Source organism: Saccharothrix hoggarensis (genome assembly GCF_052936025.1).
On record NZ_CP193624.1, the window covers coordinates 5,514,694 to 5,529,338 of the forward strand.

The 14,645-nt window shown below is 73.0% G+C and carries 13 protein-coding genes; 6 read left to right on the top strand and 7 right to left on the bottom strand.

Going from position 1 to position 14,645, the window contains the following annotated elements; genetic code table 11:
* The first annotated feature begins 164 nt into the window (after positions 1 to 164).
* A complete protein-coding gene (locus ACRAKH_RS24770) occupies positions 165 to 665 on the top strand; it encodes a carboxymuconolactone decarboxylase family protein (protein ID WP_380722048.1) in 501 nt (166 codons plus the stop codon).
* 43 nt (positions 666 to 708) lie between these two features.
* On the opposite strand, the gene ACRAKH_RS24775 is transcribed toward ACRAKH_RS24770, so the two are convergent.
* The 3 genes from ACRAKH_RS24775 to ACRAKH_RS24785 all read right to left on the bottom strand — a co-directional run bounded on the left by ACRAKH_RS24775 (position 709) and on the right by ACRAKH_RS24785 (position 3,495).
* Complete coding sequence (locus tag ACRAKH_RS24775; RefSeq protein ID WP_380722035.1) at positions 709 to 1,095, bottom strand: hypothetical protein; 387 nt, start codon at positions 1,093 to 1,095, stop codon at positions 709 to 711.
* 589 nt (positions 1,096 to 1,684) lie between these two features.
* The gene (locus tag ACRAKH_RS24780) at positions 1,685 to 2,548 is read right to left on the bottom strand and encodes an LLM class flavin-dependent oxidoreductase (protein ID WP_380722037.1); all 864 of its coding nucleotides are present in this window, start codon (positions 2,546 to 2,548) and stop codon (positions 1,685 to 1,687) included.
* Positions 2,548 to 3,495: a zinc-binding dehydrogenase gene (locus tag ACRAKH_RS24785; RefSeq protein WP_380722039.1), complete on the bottom strand. Its 948-nt coding sequence runs from the start codon at positions 3,493 to 3,495 to the stop codon at positions 2,548 to 2,550. Before ACRAKH_RS24785 ends, ACRAKH_RS24780 begins: the two co-directional genes overlap by 1 nt.
* 240 nt (positions 3,496 to 3,735) lie before the next feature.
* Between ACRAKH_RS24785 and ACRAKH_RS24790 the strand changes: the two genes are divergently transcribed.
* The gene (locus ACRAKH_RS24790; RefSeq protein ID WP_380722040.1) at positions 3,736 to 6,555 is read left to right on the top strand and encodes a glycoside hydrolase family 9 protein; all 2,820 of its coding nucleotides are present in this window, start codon (positions 3,736 to 3,738) and stop codon (positions 6,553 to 6,555) included.
* 260 nt (positions 6,556 to 6,815) lie between these two features.
* Complete coding sequence (locus tag ACRAKH_RS24795) at positions 6,816 to 7,382, top strand: GNAT family N-acetyltransferase (RefSeq protein ID WP_380730380.1); 567 nt, start codon at positions 6,816 to 6,818, stop codon at positions 7,380 to 7,382.
* Between the two features lie 14 nt (positions 7,383 to 7,396).
* On the opposite strand, the gene ACRAKH_RS24800 is transcribed toward ACRAKH_RS24795, so the two are convergent.
* Positions 7,397 to 8,104: an SDR family oxidoreductase gene (locus tag ACRAKH_RS24800; protein WP_380730378.1), complete on the bottom strand. Its 708-nt coding sequence runs from the start codon at positions 8,102 to 8,104 to the stop codon at positions 7,397 to 7,399.
* A 98-nt stretch (positions 8,105 to 8,202) separates the two neighbouring features.
* Here ACRAKH_RS24800 and ACRAKH_RS24805 point away from each other — a divergent pair, with 98 nt between their 5' ends.
* The 3 genes from ACRAKH_RS24805 to ACRAKH_RS24815 all read left to right on the top strand — a co-directional run bounded on the left by ACRAKH_RS24805 (position 8,203) and on the right by ACRAKH_RS24815 (position 11,429).
* Positions 8,203 to 9,237, top strand: coding sequence for a serine hydrolase (locus ACRAKH_RS24805; RefSeq protein ID WP_380730376.1), 1,035 nt, complete (start codon positions 8,203 to 8,205; stop codon positions 9,235 to 9,237).
* A gap of 492 nt (positions 9,238 to 9,729) precedes the next feature.
* Positions 9,730 to 10,068, top strand: a complete 339-nt coding sequence (locus ACRAKH_RS24810) for a DoxX family protein (protein WP_380728771.1) — start codon at positions 9,730 to 9,732, stop codon at positions 10,066 to 10,068.
* 65 nt (positions 10,069 to 10,133) lie between these two features.
* Entirely contained in the window at positions 10,134 to 11,429 is a 1,296-nt protein-coding gene (locus ACRAKH_RS24815) for a Dyp-type peroxidase (protein ID WP_380728773.1), read from the top strand.
* Here the strand turns inward: ACRAKH_RS24815 and ACRAKH_RS24820 are convergent.
* Genes ACRAKH_RS24820 through ACRAKH_RS24830 form a run of 3 tightly spaced genes read right to left on the bottom strand, consistent with a single transcriptional unit; the run spans position 11,426 to position 14,510 of the window.
* On the bottom strand, positions 11,426 to 12,259 hold the full coding sequence (locus ACRAKH_RS24820; RefSeq protein WP_380728775.1) for a sugar phosphate isomerase/epimerase family protein: 834 nt from the start codon (positions 12,257 to 12,259) through the stop codon (positions 11,426 to 11,428). The two genes, ACRAKH_RS24815 and ACRAKH_RS24820, sit on opposite strands and share 4 nt — an antisense overlap.
* Positions 12,256 to 13,374, bottom strand: a complete 1,119-nt coding sequence (locus ACRAKH_RS24825) for a dihydrodipicolinate synthase family protein (RefSeq protein WP_380728777.1) — start codon at positions 13,372 to 13,374, stop codon at positions 12,256 to 12,258. The genes ACRAKH_RS24820 and ACRAKH_RS24825 overlap by 4 nt, the downstream gene beginning before the upstream one ends.
* A complete protein-coding gene (locus tag ACRAKH_RS24830; RefSeq protein WP_380728779.1) occupies positions 13,371 to 14,510 on the bottom strand; it encodes a Gfo/Idh/MocA family protein in 1,140 nt (379 codons plus the stop codon). The genes ACRAKH_RS24825 and ACRAKH_RS24830 overlap by 4 nt, the downstream gene beginning before the upstream one ends.
* Positions 14,511 to 14,645: the final 135 nt, after the last annotated feature.

Consider the following 14,645-nt stretch of genomic DNA (forward strand, 5'->3'; position numbering starts at 1 on the left):
CCGTGTTCCACCGTTGACCGTGGGAGCGCTCACACGGTCGTGCGACAGGCGTCCCCCCGCGACCTTCGCGTGACCGGCCCTTGTGAAGGGCGCGGCCGCACGGCGCAGTGCCGTGCTCCGTTCGCCGCTCGCCGACCCCTCCGCCGGTGACGGACACTGTCGCCATGCCGCACATCGAGTTGGACAACCCGCTACCCGGGATCTCCGGGCTCCTCGCCTACCGCCCCGAGACGGGTCGACCCCTGAGCGAGCTGGCCGAGGTCCTGCTGCGCGGTCCGAGCGAGTTGTCGCGCGGCGAGCGGGAGTCGATCGCCGCGCACGTCTCCGAGTTGAACCAGTGCAAGTTCTGCGCGTCGTCGCACGCCGCCTTCGCCGCCGCGCAGCTGCCCGAGGACCACGAGCACTCGCCGAAGCTGCTGGCGCTGCTCGACATCGCGACCGCGGTGACGGACAGCGGGCGGGCCGTGACGTCCGAGCTGGTGGCGGCGGCGAAGGCCGCCGGCGCGAGCGACGTCGAGGTGCACGACACCGTGTTGATCGCGGCGGCGTTCTGCATGTTCAACCGGTACGTCGACGGCCTGGCCACGTGGGCGCCGGACGACCCCGCGGCGTACGCCGCCATGGCCGACCGGATCGTGACGCAGGGCTACATCGCTCCCCGCTGATCCGCGCTGATCCGCGCGTCGGGTGCGCACTCGCGCGCCCGATTCACGCCTCCGGCGCCTCGGGACCTGACGCCTCTGGACCTGATGCCTCGGGGCGCCGGAACTCGGCCCACCACCGATTGCCGGTGCGGTCGATGAGCACCGCGCGGAGGTCGTCGTCCGCATAAGACCCGACCTCCGCGCGCACCAACGGCCACGGTGGCCCTTCCACGACGTCGCCGTCGTCCCGCGCCGAGGCCAGGACGTGCAACGTGCCGCCGGGCGCCACGAACCGCCGCACGTGCGCGATGCCGGTGGGCCGCATGCTCGCCGGCAGGGACTGCGCGATCAACGCCTCGACGACGACGTCGAACGCGCCCCACCACTCGGCGGGCGGGTCGAGCAGGTCGGCGACCACGAACCGGGCGCCCGGGAACCGCGCCGTCGCCACCTCGACCGCCGTGGGCGAGATGTCGAACCCGACCGTGTCGAACCCAGGGCGGCCAGGAACCCAGCGTCCTGCCCGTACCCGGAACCGACGACGAGCGCCCGCCGACCGGTCCCGTCAACGCCCGCGAACCGGTCGAGGATCAGCTGGTGCGGCGAGTCCCGGTGCCACGGCACCTCTACCTCGCCGCGCGACGCGGCAGCGTGGAGCCGCTCGAACGCCGTGGCCGGATCGAACGCCGTGGTCGGACCGAACCCCTCGATCCGCCGAACCTCGTCCCTGGCCTCGCCCACAACCCCTCCATCCCCCACCTCTGCCACCCACGCCCCCGACGCTCGACGCCCCGCCGCCTGCCGGCTCCCGCTCGTTGCTCCGGCCAATGGTGCACGTGGTGCCCGTGCTCGCGGTGGGCGGCGACAGGGGTCGGCGGTGCGTTCGCGAGACCGCCTTCGCCGCCGCGCCGCCTCCTTCTTTCCCGGCAACGCTTTTCGAACCTCAAATGTTGCCCAAAGGCGCGATCATCCATCGTTAGGGTGATCTTCGGGCCAAGCGGCGGGCAGCACGCCCCACCCACCCTACCAGCGGAAATGGGTCACGTTTGGGTGGCTTCTGCTACCAGTTCGGCTTGGCGGAAGCGGTCGTCGGTGAAGGGCATCGCGACGATTCGGTCCGCGCCCGCCTCGGCCAGCCGTGCGAAGTGGTCCCTCGCCTGCTCGGCCGAGCCGGTGACCACGACCTCCCGCGCCTGCTCCTCCGTCAGCCCGTAGTCGGTCATCGACCGGATTCTGTGCTCCACCACCGAATTCGCCACCGCGCCCAGCGCCACGCTCACCCCCACCGTGACGCCCACGCGCGGTCGTGAGTGGGTGGTTGCCAGCTCTTCCAGGCGAGCCACGCCCGCCGCCACCGCCCGCAACGGCAGGAAAGCCGGGTACCAGTGGTCGCCGAAGCGGGCGGCTCGGCGCAGGGCCGCGGCTCCCCCGCCGCCGATCAGCACGGGCGGCATGGGGGCGGGTGGGGACAGGGTCACCGGAGTGCCGTGCACGGACGCGGTTTCGCCGCGCACCAACGGCGGCAGCACGGCCAGCGACGCGTCGGTGCGGCGTCCGCGCTCGGCGAACGGCACGTCGACCGCGCGCCACGCCGCCTCGCCGTGGACGTCGCCACCGCTGCCGACGCCGAGCAGGACCCGTCCGCCGGAGAGGTGTTGCAGCGTGGCGACCTGCTTGGCCGCCCACGCGACGGGACGCAGCGGCAGGACCATCACCCCGAACCCGAGCTTGATCCGCGTCGTGGTCGCGGCGACCGTGGCGAGCACGAGCGTGGCGTCGAGGAACGGGCTGACGGGGATCAGGTGGTCGCCGTGCCACACCGACTCGAACCCGAGCCCTTCGGCGTGCTGGGCGTGCTCGACGGCGTCGTGCCCGAACCCGGGGAGCGTGATGCCGACGTCCATCACCGCACCTCCAGCACGGTCTTGCCGATCGTGGCACGGCTTTCGATGGCGGCGTGCGCGTCGGCGGCCCGTTCGAGCGGGAAGCGTTGGCCGATCACGGGTCTCACCTGTCCGGTCTCCGCGGCGGCGAGGATCGCGGTGACGAGGTCGCGTGCTTCGGCGGCGGTCGGGCGGGAGCCCTTCACGAGGGTCACGCCGCGGGCGGCGGCGGTGTCGGGGGCGATGTCGGCCCACGTGCCGGCGGCGAGGCCGTAGCTGAGCATCCGGCCGCCGGGGCGGAGGAGGTCGAACGCCCGGGCGGCGACGGACCCGCCGACGCCGTCGAGCACGACGTCCACGGGCGGCAGCGCGGCGGTCCAGTCGGGACGGCGGTAGTCGACGGGTTCCGCGCCGAGGTCGGCGAGGAGGTCGGCCTTGGCGGGGGTGAGGCCGGCGGCGCCGAGGACGGTCGCGCCCGCGGCACGGGCGAGTTGCACCTGGAGCGTGCCGACGCCGCCCGCCGCGGCGAGGACGAGGACGCGGCGCCCGGTGAGGGGGCCGACCGCGCGGAGGTTGAGCTGGGCGGTGCGGCCGTCGGCCAGGAGGGCGACGGCCGCGTCCAGGGCCACGCCGTCGGGGACGACGACCAGGTCGGACGCGTCGGCGAGGGCCCGTTCGGCGTAACCGCCGCGTCCTCCGGTCGACGTGACGACGCGCGCGCCGAGGAGGGTCGGGTCGACGTCGTCGGCGATCGACGCAACGACGCCGCTGACGCCGTTGCCCGGAACGGCGGGCGGCCGAAGGGTGAACGGACCAAGGCCGGTGCGCCGGTACTGGGTCTCGACGAACGTCACGCCGGCGTAGGCGACGTCCACGACGACCTGCCCCGGTCCGGGGATGGGGTCGGGGGCATCGCCGCCGACCAGCGTCTCCGGGCCGCCGAACTCCGTCAACCACACCGCGCGCATCGCGTCCCCCTGAGGTCGGACCGTTTTCACCTCACAGCGTGTGATCTCCACTTAACTCGAGGTCAAATTCGGTCTTGTGAATGTGCGCGGGCTCACCCTAGAGTCCTGGGAGCGCTCCCAGGGAGCGCTCCCAGAAGCGTCGTCAACCGTCAGAGCAGACGGAGGAGACCCAAGTCCATGAGATCGCTTCCTTCTCCCCGGTGGCGCCGTCAGGCCACCGCAGCACTCGCCCTCGTGGCGGTGAGCGGCGCACTCGCGTCCGGAACGGCCCACGCGGCGGACTACGAGCGCCTGGTCAACGGCACCTTCAGCAACGGCTCCGCCGACCCGTGGTGGGCCAGCGCGGGCGTGTCGAACCGGGTCGTCAACGGTGAGCTGTGCGCCACGGTCACCGGCGGCACGGTCAACCCGTGGGACTCGCTGATCGGCCAGAACGGCGTGCCGTTCGAGGCGGGCCAGTCGTACACGATGTCGTTCGACGCGTACGCCTCGGTCGCCCGTCCGGCGGCGGCGGTGGCCGGCGAGGGCGTCAGCCCGTACCGGCAGATCGCCAAGCACGACGTCGCGCTGACGACGACGAAGCAGCGCTTCACCTTCACGTTCACGTCGGAGCTCGACTTCCCGGACGCCGGTCCGGGCCAGGTCACGTTCCACCTGGGCGCGCAGGCGGCCGACACGACGGTCTGCGTGGACAACCTGTCCCTGATCGGCGGCGTGAAGCCGCCGGGCGGCGACCCGGCCCAGCCCGCGAAGAAGATCAACGTCAACCAGGTCGCCTACGTGCCGGGCCTGGCCAAGCACGCGACCCTGACTTCGACCGCGACCACCCCGCAGACGTGGACGTTGAAGAACTCCGCCGGCACGGCGGTGGCCACGGGTCAGACGGCGCCGAAGGGCGCGGACGCCGAGTCGGGCGACTCCACGCACCTGATCGACTTCTCCGGGTACGACACGCCGGGCACGGGTTACACGCTGACCGTCGGCACGGAGACGAGCTACCCGTTCGACATCGCCACCGACGCGATCAAGCGGCTGCGGTACGACTCGCTGGCGTACTTCTACCACAACCGCAGCGGCATCGAGATCGACGCGCAGTACGTCGGCGCGCAGTACGCGCGCCCGGCGGGCCACCTCAACGTCGCGCCGAACCAGGGTGACAACAACGTCCCCTGCCTCTCGACCGTCCCGTGCGGTTACACGCTGGACGTGCGCGGCGGCTGGTACGACGCGGGCGACCACGGCAAGTACGTCGTCAACGGCGGCATCTCGGCGTGGCAGGTGCTCAACACCTACGAGCGCGCGGTGCGGATCGGCGACGCCGCACCGCTGGGCGACGGCAAGCTGAACATCCCGGAGAAGGCCAACGGGGTGCCGGACATCCTGGACGAGGCGCGCTGGGAGGTCGAGTTCCTGCTGAAGATGCAGGCGCCCGACGGCATGGTGCACCACAAGATCCACGACCAGAACTGGACCGGTCTGCCCCTGCTGCCCCACCAGGACCCGCAGGCGCGCCGGTTGTCGGCGACCAGCACCGCGGCGACGCTGAACATGGCCGCCGTGGCGGCCCAGGCGGCCCGCATCTGGAAGACGATCGACCCGGCGTTCTCGGCGAAGGCGCTCGCGGCGGCCACCAAGGCGTACGCGGCGGCGAAGGCGAACCCGAACAAGATCGCCGACCCGAACGACGGCACCGGTGGCGGCTCGTACAGCGACTCGACGTTGACCGACGAGTTCTACTGGGCCGCGGCGGAGATGTTCACGACCACCGGTGAGGCGGCCTACCGCACCGACCTGACGTCGTCGACGCACTTCAAGGGCAAGAGCCTGAACGCGCGCGGCTTCGACTGGGGCTCCACCGGCCCGCTGGGCGACATCACGCTCGCCCTCGTGCCGAACGGGCTGCCCGCCGCCGACATCGCGGCGATCAAGTCGGCGTTCACCACGGTGGCGGACGCGCACCTGTCGCAGATGGCGACCCAGGGCTACCCCGCGCCGTACCGGACGGAGAGCTACGACTGGGGTTCGAACGGCCTGGTCGCGAACAACATCTCGGTGCTGGCGCTGGCGCACGACTTCACCGGCGCCGCCAAGTACCGCGAGGGCGTGTTCCAGGGCCTGAACTACCTGCTGGGCCGCAACCCGCTGTCGTACTCGTACGTCACGGGCTACGGCGACCAGCCGGTGAAGAACGTCCACCACCGGCACTGGGCGAACCAGCTGGACGCGACCCTGCCGACCGCGCCCGCGGGCGCGCTCTCGGGTGGTCCGAACAGCGCGCTGCAGGACCCGATCGCGGCGCGCCTGCTGACGGGCTGCAAGGCGCAGAAGTGCTTCGTGGACCACATCGAGGCGTACTCGGTGAACGAGGTCACGGTCAACTGGAACTCCGCGCTGGCGTGGATCTCCAGCTGGGCCGCGGAGAAGGTCACCACCGCCCCGCCGGTGGACACCACCGCCCCGTCGACGCCGGGCACCCCGGTGGCGTCGGACATCACCACGACCGGTGCGAAGCTGACCTGGACGGCGTCCACCGACCCGGAGAGCGGCGTCAAGGAGTACGACGTCATCTCGGTCGAGGGCGACGCGCTGCGCGTGGTGGCCACGGTCACCAGCCCGTCGGCGACGTTGACGGGGCTGCGGCCGGACACGGCCTACCAGTTCACGGTCGTGGCGAAGAACGGCGCCAACCTGCGGTCGGCGATGTCGCCGCAGGTGTCGGTGCGGACCAAGCCGGACGTGGTCGCCAACTACTGCAAGGTGGTCTGGCGGGCCTCGACCTGGTCGACCGGCATGTCGGTGAACGTCACCGTGACGAACACCAGCGGTCAGCCGTGGAACGGCTGGAAGCTGGAGTTCACGATGCCGGGCACGCAGAAGATCACCCAGGGTTGGTCGGCGACGTGGTCGCAGACGGGCCAGGCGGCGTCCGCGACGAACGTGTCGTGGAACGGCAACGTGCCCAACGGCGGTTCGGCCAACATCGGGTTCAACTCCTCGGGGTCCGGTGCGGGGGAGCCCACGGACTTCCGGGTGAACGGCCAGTCCTGCACCAAGGGCTGACCGGGTGACCGGCGGCGGGCTCCCCACGGGGTCCGCCGCCGGCACCACCACCGCGCCACCGGCAGTCGGGATCACGCACCCGGCGGCCGGTGGCGCAGTGCTGTGCGGGCCACGACGTGTCCCACCCGCTCACCGCGGCCCGCCGCCGCGCCCCACCCGCCGCGCATCCCCGCCTCGCCACCGCCGCCGCGCCGCGCCGCCGTCCGGGTGGAGCGGAAATCCGCCTGCGTCGGCGCGGTGAGTTCTGCTTCCCTCGCACCATGACATCGGTCTGGGTGGGGTCCAAGGTGCGGTTGCGCGGTGTCGAGCCGGACGACTGGCAGGCGTTCATGCGGTTCGGGGAGCACTCCGAGGACATGCGCGCGGTGGACCGCGTCGAGCCGCCCCGCTCCGCCGCGGGCCACCGGGAGTGGACCGCCAGGCAGGCCACCGCCGCCCCGGACGGCGACGTGCTGTTCCTCGCGATCGAGGCGGATGGCGTGCTCGTCGGCAGCCTGACGACGCACGGCGCGGACCGGCGGGCCGGTCGGTTCGGCTACGGGATCGGCATCGGCCACGAGCACCAGCGGCGCGGGTACGCGGCGGAGGCGGTGGGGCTGCTACTGGACTTCATGTTCGGCGAGCGCCGCTACCGCAAGTGCGAGGCGGGCGTGTACGCGTTCAACGAGCCGTCCCTCGCCCTGCACCGCAAGCTGGGGTTCCAGGTCGAGGGGCGGTTGCGCGACCACGAGTTCTCCGGCGGCAGGCACCACGACATGGTGCTGCTGGGCGTCCTCTCCGACGAGTGGTTCGCCGGCGGCCGGTCGCGGCTCGCCCCGACCACGTGAGGTCGGGGAGCCGGTCAGCGGTAGGCGTCCTGGCCGACCGGGCGGACCAGGATCTCGTTGACGTCGACCGTCGGCGGCTGGCTCACGGCGTAGAGCACGGCGCGCGCGACGTCCTCCGGCGCGAGCTTCGGGTCGGCCTGGCGGGACGGCGGGATGCCGCCCGTGTCGGTCAGGCCGGGCTGCACGAGGGTGACGCGGACGCCCGTGCCGACGCACTCGGCCCGGATGGCCTGCGCCAACCCCGTCACGGCCCACTTGGTGGCGGAGTAGAGGTTGCCCGGCCGCACCCCGCGCCCGGCGGCCGACCCGGTGAGCACGAGGTGCCCGCCGTGGCGGATCAGCGCGGGCATGGCGGCGCGGGCCGTGAACGCCGGGCCGCACACGTTGGTCAGCACCATGTCGCTCCACTCGTCGGGCGGCGCGCCGGCGTCCGACGTGAACGAGGTGACGACGCTCGTGCCGGCGTTCGCGAAGACCACGTCGAGGCGTCCCCACTCCTCCTCGACCTGCCCCACCAGGGCCGCGAGCTGCTCGAAGCTCCGCACGTCGCAGGAGGCAGCCCACACCCGGTCGGGTCCGCCGAGCCGGGCCGCGACCGGCGCCAGCGACGACGTGTCGCGGGCGGTCAGGACCAGCCGGTACCCGGCTTCCGCCGCCAGCCGCGCGGTCGCCGCGCCGATGCCGCGGCTCGCGCCCGTGACCAGGAAAACGCCGTCTGCCATGTCGGCAGGCTACTGCCGGGTGGATCACGTCACCGGTTCGGAGCAACGTTCCGTGCCCTCGTGGCGTCGTAAAGGCATATTCGTCCGATAGGGGGAACATGAACGTCAACCGCAGGATCGCGCTCGGTCTCGGGTCGGCGGCGGCGACCGCCGTGCTGGGCGCCGCGGGGACCGCGCAGGCGCAGACCACCGAAGCCGAGTGGGACGCGCTGATCCCGACGACGGCCGACCTCGCCCGGCGCAAGATCGCGTGGAAGTACGCGGCGCTGGTCGGACGGGCCGGTGGCACGTGGTCGTCGCACATCGCCGTGGCGGACCCGGACGGCGTGGTGAAGCCGGCCGTCGAGGCCGAGGCGGACCGCGTCGTCGAGGCGTACAGCGTGAACAAGATCGCCGTGGCGGTGGCCGTGCTGGACAAGGTCGACCGGGGCCTGATCACGCTGGACCAGCGGGTCGACGTCACCGAGTCGATCGTCATCCAGGACACCGACGGGATCTTCACGCTCGACGGCGCGTACCCGAGTTCGGTCACCGTGGGGCACGCGCTCGCGGCGCTGCTGACCGTGTCGGACAACACGGCGGTGCGGCTGTGCGGGCTGGTCGTGCCCGCGATGGAGCTGAACGAGATCCTGCGGTCCAAGGGTTTCGTCCACACCAGGGTCGTGCCGGTCGCCAACCCGAACCGGTTCTTCCTCGGCACCACCACGCCGCGGGAGACGTCGACGTTGCTGCGCGGGCTCGCGGCGGGCGAGCTGCTGTCCCCCGCGTCCACCGCGCACCTGTTGAAGGTGCTGCGGTCGCTGACGTCGTTCACGGACGGGATCAGGCTCAACCTGTCGTCCGCGGAGCGGCTGAACGTGGCGACCAAGGCGGGGTGGTTCGCCGACGGGCGCAACGAGGCGGGGATCGTGTTCGACGCGTCGGGCAAGCCGATGATCACGTTCGCGCTGTTCGCGTCCGGCCGGTTCCACGGTGACCAGGAGGACAACGCCGACAACTACAGCGCCACCCACCCGGCGCTCCGCGCACGCGCCGCCCTCGGCCGCACGCTGTACGACTCGGTGCTGCGGATCACGACGACCTGGCCCCACACCTACCGCGCCCAGCCGTACCGGCCGGGCAACGGCGGCTGAGCAACGACGGCTGGAAACGGCGGCTTTGCAACGGCGTCCGAGCACAGCGGCTGACGGCTCAGCGGCTGACATGACAGCTCGGCTTCGCCGGTAGTCGCTTCGCAGGGGTCCCCGCCGAGGGGACCCCTGCGCTTATTTTGCCGGCAGGCACCGACAATCCCGCCGCTCCGAGGCCCGCTTCGCCGACCATCGAGCACCGGCGCGGCGGACAACGGCAGCGCGGAAAGCGGGGTCGTCGGCGGTAGTGAGGCCGCAGCGGGCGGCGAGGCGGCGGGCGGCCCGGCGGGACTGCGGACAGCAGGCGGCGAGGCGGCGGGCGGCCAGGCGGGACTGCGGGCGGCGGGGCGGCAAGGGTGAAGGACGAGCGGGGAAAGTTTTCCGTCGGTTGTCACGTTCGTGCGCCGGCCGGGGTCATGGCGGTGAACGTGTTCTGGACAGCCGGGGCGGCTTGGGGCGGCTCCGGGGTCCGTCACCCGATGGGAGCCCTTTCCGATGTCCACCTCGTACGTGATCGTCACCCTCGTCGCCGCCGCCCTGGCCGGGTTCTCGGCCGCTTCCGTCTTCCTCCGCGCCAAGTGGGTCGTGGAGCCGTTGGCCGACTACGGCGTGCCGCGCGCGTGGTGGGTGTGGCTCGGTGTGGCGAAGGCCGCGGGCGCGGCGGGGTTGGTGGTGGGGTTGTTCGTGCCGGTCATCGGGGTGGCGGCGGGGATCGGGCTGGTGCTGTACTTCGCGGGCGCCGTGGTCACCGTGGTGCGGGCCCGGTCGTACGCGCACATCCCCTTCCCGCTCGTGTACGTGGCGCCGGTGGTGGCCTCGCTGGCGCTGGTCTGACGCCGACGCGCCACCGGGCGTATCCACGGCGCGGCGCGGGCCTCCTGAAGGACAGGGGGTGAGCCATGACCGATCTCCCGGACGTCGAGCGGGGAGCCCGGCGACCACCGCTGCGCGGGTCCACCGAGATCCAGGGCAACGTCCTGGCCGCGTTCAACAAGGACCACCAGCTGTTCCGGTTCGTCCGCTTCACCGACGCGAAGCAGGGGCGCACGTGGCTCGCCGCGATGCTCGGCCACGTCAGCACCACGGCCGACGTCGAGGACTTCAACGAGGTCTTCTCCCTCGGCCGCACGCTGTTCGGCGGCGACCCGGCGGGCCTGTGCGCCACCTGGGCGAACGTGTCCCTAACCCCCGAGGGGATCGTCGACCTGAGCGTCAACCCGGACGCCACGGCCGACGACCTGCGCCCGCACTTCCCCCACACCGCCGAGGAGGCCGCCGACGCCAACGGCGACACCGGCGACTCGGCGCCCGACCACTGGCTGTTCGGGCGCGCGTGCCGGCCCGTGCACGCCGTGGTGACGGTGGCGTCCGACTCGGCGGCGCGGCTGGAGTGCGCGGCCCGGAACATGGACGTGCTGGACACGCTGCTGGGCGTCACGGCCGTGCACGAGCAGCGGGCCGACACGCTGCCCGGGGACCGGCGCGGGCACGAGCACTTCGGCTACAAGGACGGCATCTCGCAGCCCGGCGTCCGCGGTTTCCACCACGAGGACGCGGACCGGCCCGGCCACCGCGTCGGCCGGCCGGGCGAGCTGCTGGTGAACGCGGGCGAGTTCGTCTTCGGTCACCCGACCGAGTCGGCTCGCCCGCGTGCCGCCGCGTGGCTGGCCGACGGGTCGATCCAGGTGGTCCGCCGCCTCACCCAGGACGTCGACGGCTGGCACGCGGCCGTCGAGGCGCGCGGGCTCGGTCCGCGGGTCGTCGGCCGCCACCGGGACGGCCGGCCGCTGGCCGCGGCGCGCGACCGCAACGACTTCGACTACTCGGACGACCCGGCGGGCACGATCACGCCGTGCCCGGCGCACACCCGCAAGACGAACCCGCGGTCGTTCACGCACCGGACGCCGCGCCAACACCGGCTGGTGCGGCGCGGCATCCCGTTCGGCCCGACCGCCGCCGGCGAGCGCGGCCTGGTGTTCGTGGCCCACTGCACGTCGCTGGACGAGCAGTTCGAGTTCGTGCAGCGGACGTGGGCGCGGAACCCGGACTTCGCCGCGGGCGAGCGCGGCGCGCCGACCGGGGTGGACGCCGTGGTCGGCGGCCCGTTCGTGCGGACCACGGGCGCGCTGTACGCGCTGGTGCCGTCGGTGAGCACGCTGCGCCTGCTCGCGGCGGGCCGGGAACTGCCCCGCTAAGGGGTGACGGGGAGTCGGTCGTGGCCGCCGTCCACGACCGGCTCCCACCCCGTGGCGTGCCGCCGCACGAGGTCCGCGGCGACGTCGTCGAACGGCCGCGCCCACACGTCCTCGTTGAACACCTCGACCTCGACGTACCCGGTGTAGCCGGCGTCGGCGACGAGCGACGTGAGGCCGACCAGGTCGACGTGCCCGTCACCGGGCAGGCCTCGGCCCAGCAGGACGTCGGCGGGCAGGGGTGTGATCCAGTCGCACACTTGGTAGGAGTGGATGCGCGGGCCGGCGCGGCGCACCTCGACCGCGAGGGCCGGGTCCCACCAGACGTGCAGCGCGTCGACGACGACGCCGACGACGTCGATCGGGTACGGCGCGGCGAGGTCCAGCGCCTGCCCCAGCGTGGACACGACGCCGCGGTCGGCGCAGAACATGGGGTGCATGGGCTCGATGGCGAGTTGCACCCCGGCGCCCTCGGCGTAGGGGGCGAGGGCCTCCAACGCGGAGGCGACGCGGCCCCGTGCCGCCACGAGGTCGCGGTCCGGCACGCCGCCGGGCACGAGGACGAGGCAGGACGCGCCGAGCGCGGCGGTCTCGTCGATGGCCCGCCGGTTGTCGTCGAGCCGCTGGTCGGCGCCGGTGAAGAACCCGCCGCGGCACAGCGACGACACCTCCAGCCCGGCCGACCTGACCAGCGCGGCCGTGCGCTCCAGCCCGTGGTCGGCGACGGGGTCGCGCCACAGGCCGACGCCCTCGATGCCGTTGCGGACGCAGACGTCGACCACTTCGGGCACGGACGCCCGCTTCACCGTGGCCTGGTTCAGGGACAGCTTCACGTCAGCACCTCCAGCAGCCGGCCCCAGCGCGCCGCCGCCAGGTCGGGGTCGGGCAGCAGCCCGGCGAGGTCCGCGAGCCGCAGCGCCTCGCCGAGGTGCACCACGTCCCGCGCCGACTGGAGGCCGCCGACCATGCCGAACGCGTCCTGGAAGCCGCTCAGCCAGGCCACGAACACCACGCCGGTCTTGTAGTAGTACGTGGGTGTGCCGAACAGGTGCCGGGACAGCGCCACGGTCGGCGACAGGACTTCGTGGTAGCGGTCGAGGTCGCCGTCGTCCAGCGCGCGCAGCGCGGTCGAGGCGGCCGGCGCGATGGGGTCGAAGATGCCGAGCAGGGCGTCGCTGTGGCCGACGTCGTCGCCCGCGATCAGCTCGGGGTAGTGGAAGTCGTCGCCGGTGTAGCAGCGGACGCCGGGCGGCAGGGCGCGCCGCAGCTCCACCTCGTGCGCGGCGTCGAGCAGCGACACCTTCACGCCGTCCACGCGGTCGGGGTAGGCGCGGATGAGGTCGAGGAAGTGGCCGGTGGCGATGGAGACGTCGGTGGAGCCCCAGTAGCCCTCCAGCGCCGGGTCGAACGCCGTGCCGAGCCAGTGCAGGATCACCGGCTGGTCGACGTCGTCGAGCAGCGCGCCGTAGACCTTCTGGTAGTCCTCGGGTCCGCGGGCGGCGGCGGCGAGCTTGCGGCTGCACATCAGGATGGGCTGCGCTCCCGCCTCGACGACGGTCGCGAGCTGTTCCCGGTAGGCGGTCAGCGGGTCGGCGGTGTCGTGGTCGGTGCCGACGCCGGCGGCGAGCCGTCCGGTGGCGATGGACGCGCTGCGGCGGATCAGCTCGGCGGCCGTGTCCCAGTCCAGGCCCATGCCGCGCTGGGCGGTGTCCATGGCCTCGGCGACGCCGAAACCGTGCTCCCACAGGCGGACCCGGTACGCGAGGGTGGCGTCCCAGTCGAGGACGGCGGGCGCGCCGGGCACGTTGCCGGCGAACGGGTCGGCGACCACGTGGGCGGCGGCGAACGCGATCCGCGACCGGAACGGGCCGGTCTCCCACGCGCGGGGCGCGGACAGCCGGTGCCGGCGGAACGCGCCGTCGCGGCCGGGCAGCAGCACGGACGTCATGCGGGCACCTCGATCCGGCGGCCGGTGCGGGAGGACTCCAGGCCGAGCGCGGCGAGCCGGACGCCGCGCACCCCGGAGTGGAAGTCGTGGGCGAACGGCGCGCCGACGGCGACGTGCTTGAGGAATTCCTCCCACTGCACCAGGAACCCGTTGTCGAACACCTCGTTGTCCGGCACTTCCTGCCACTGCGAGCGGAAGTCGATGGATGACGGCACGTCCGGGTCCCACACGGGCTTGGGCGTGACGGCGCGCGGCTGCACCACGCAGTTCCGCAGCCCGGCGACGGCGCTGCCGAGCGTGCCGTCCACTTGGAACTCCACGAGCTCGTCGCGGCGCACGCGCGTGGTCCACGACGAGTTGACCTGCGCCACGACGCCGCCCGCCATCTCGAAGATCGCGTAGGCGGCGTCGTCGGCGGTGGCGTCGTAGGGCTCGCCGTTCTCGTCCCACCGGCGCGGGATGTGCGTGACGGCGCGGGCGGTCACCGCCTCCACCGGGCCGAGGAGCCCTTCGAGGAGGTAGCTCCAGTGGCAGAACATGTCGACGACGATGCCGCCGCCGTCCTCGGCGCGGTAGTTCCACGACGGCCGCTGCGCGCTCTGCCAGTCGCCCTCGAAGACCCAGTAGCCGAACTCGCCGCGCACGCTGAGCACGCGGCCGAAGAAGCCGCCGTCGAGGAGCCGGCGCAGCTTGCGGATGCCCGGCAGGTACAGCTTGTCGGCGACCACGCCGTGCCGCACCCCGGCCGCGTCGGCGTGCCGGGCCAGGCCGTCCACCTCGTCCGGGGTGGCCGCGACGGGCTTCTCGCTGTAGACGTGCTTGCCCGCGTCGATCGCCGCCGTCAGCGCGGCCACGTGGGCGGAGGTGACCTGCGCGTCGAAGTAGACGTCGACGTCCGGGTCGCCCAGCGCGGCGTCCAGGTCGGTGGTCCAGCGCGGCAGGTCGTGGCGCTCGGCGATCTCCTTGAGCTTGGCGGCGTTGCGGCCGACCAGCAGCGGCTCGGGGACCAGCACGTCGTCGCCGACCCGGACGCCGCCCCGCTCGCGGATCGCCAGGATCGAGCGGACGAGGTGCTGGCGATACCCCATCCGCCCGGTGACACCGTTCAACGCGACGCCGATCGTGCGCACCGCCATACGTACACCCCGCTCAGGTCCGCGGCCGACCGCGGCCGCTCGAAGCTTGTGGAAAGCGCTTTCCAACACGCTACGGTCGGCTCCTCTCGGACGTCAACCTCCCGGCGGGCTAGTCTCGCCCGACCAGGACGAGAA

Bases quoted from the DNA above. Each gene is read 5' to 3' on its own strand.
- ACRAKH_RS24830 (WP_380728779.1), bottom strand. From the start codon at position 14,510: ATGGCGGTGCGCACGATCGGCGTCGCGTTGAACGGTGTCACCGGGCGG.
- ACRAKH_RS24825 (WP_380728777.1), bottom strand. From the start codon at position 13,374: ATGACGTCCGTGCTGCTGCCCGGCCGCGACGGCGCGTTCCGCCGGCAC.
- ACRAKH_RS24805 (WP_380730376.1), top strand. From the start codon at position 8,203: ATGAACGTCAACCGCAGGATCGCGCTCGGTCTCGGGTCGGCGGCGGCG.
- ACRAKH_RS24815 (WP_380728773.1), top strand. From the start codon at position 10,134: ATGACCGATCTCCCGGACGTCGAGCGGGGAGCCCGGCGACCACCGCTG.
- ACRAKH_RS24780 (WP_380722037.1), bottom strand. From the start codon at position 2,548: ATGGACGTCGGCATCACGCTCCCCGGGTTCGGGCACGACGCCGTCGAG.
- ACRAKH_RS24795 (WP_380730380.1), top strand. From the start codon at position 6,816: ATGACATCGGTCTGGGTGGGGTCCAAGGTGCGGTTGCGCGGTGTCGAG.
- ACRAKH_RS24785 (WP_380722039.1), bottom strand. From the start codon at position 3,495: ATGCGCGCGGTGTGGTTGACGGAGTTCGGCGGCCCGGAGACGCTGGTC.
- ACRAKH_RS24770 (WP_380722048.1), top strand. From the start codon at position 165: ATGCCGCACATCGAGTTGGACAACCCGCTACCCGGGATCTCCGGGCTC.
- ACRAKH_RS24810 (WP_380728771.1), top strand. From the start codon at position 9,730: ATGTCCACCTCGTACGTGATCGTCACCCTCGTCGCCGCCGCCCTGGCC.
- ACRAKH_RS24800 (WP_380730378.1), bottom strand. From the start codon at position 8,104: ATGGCAGACGGCGTTTTCCTGGTCACGGGCGCGAGCCGCGGCATCGGC.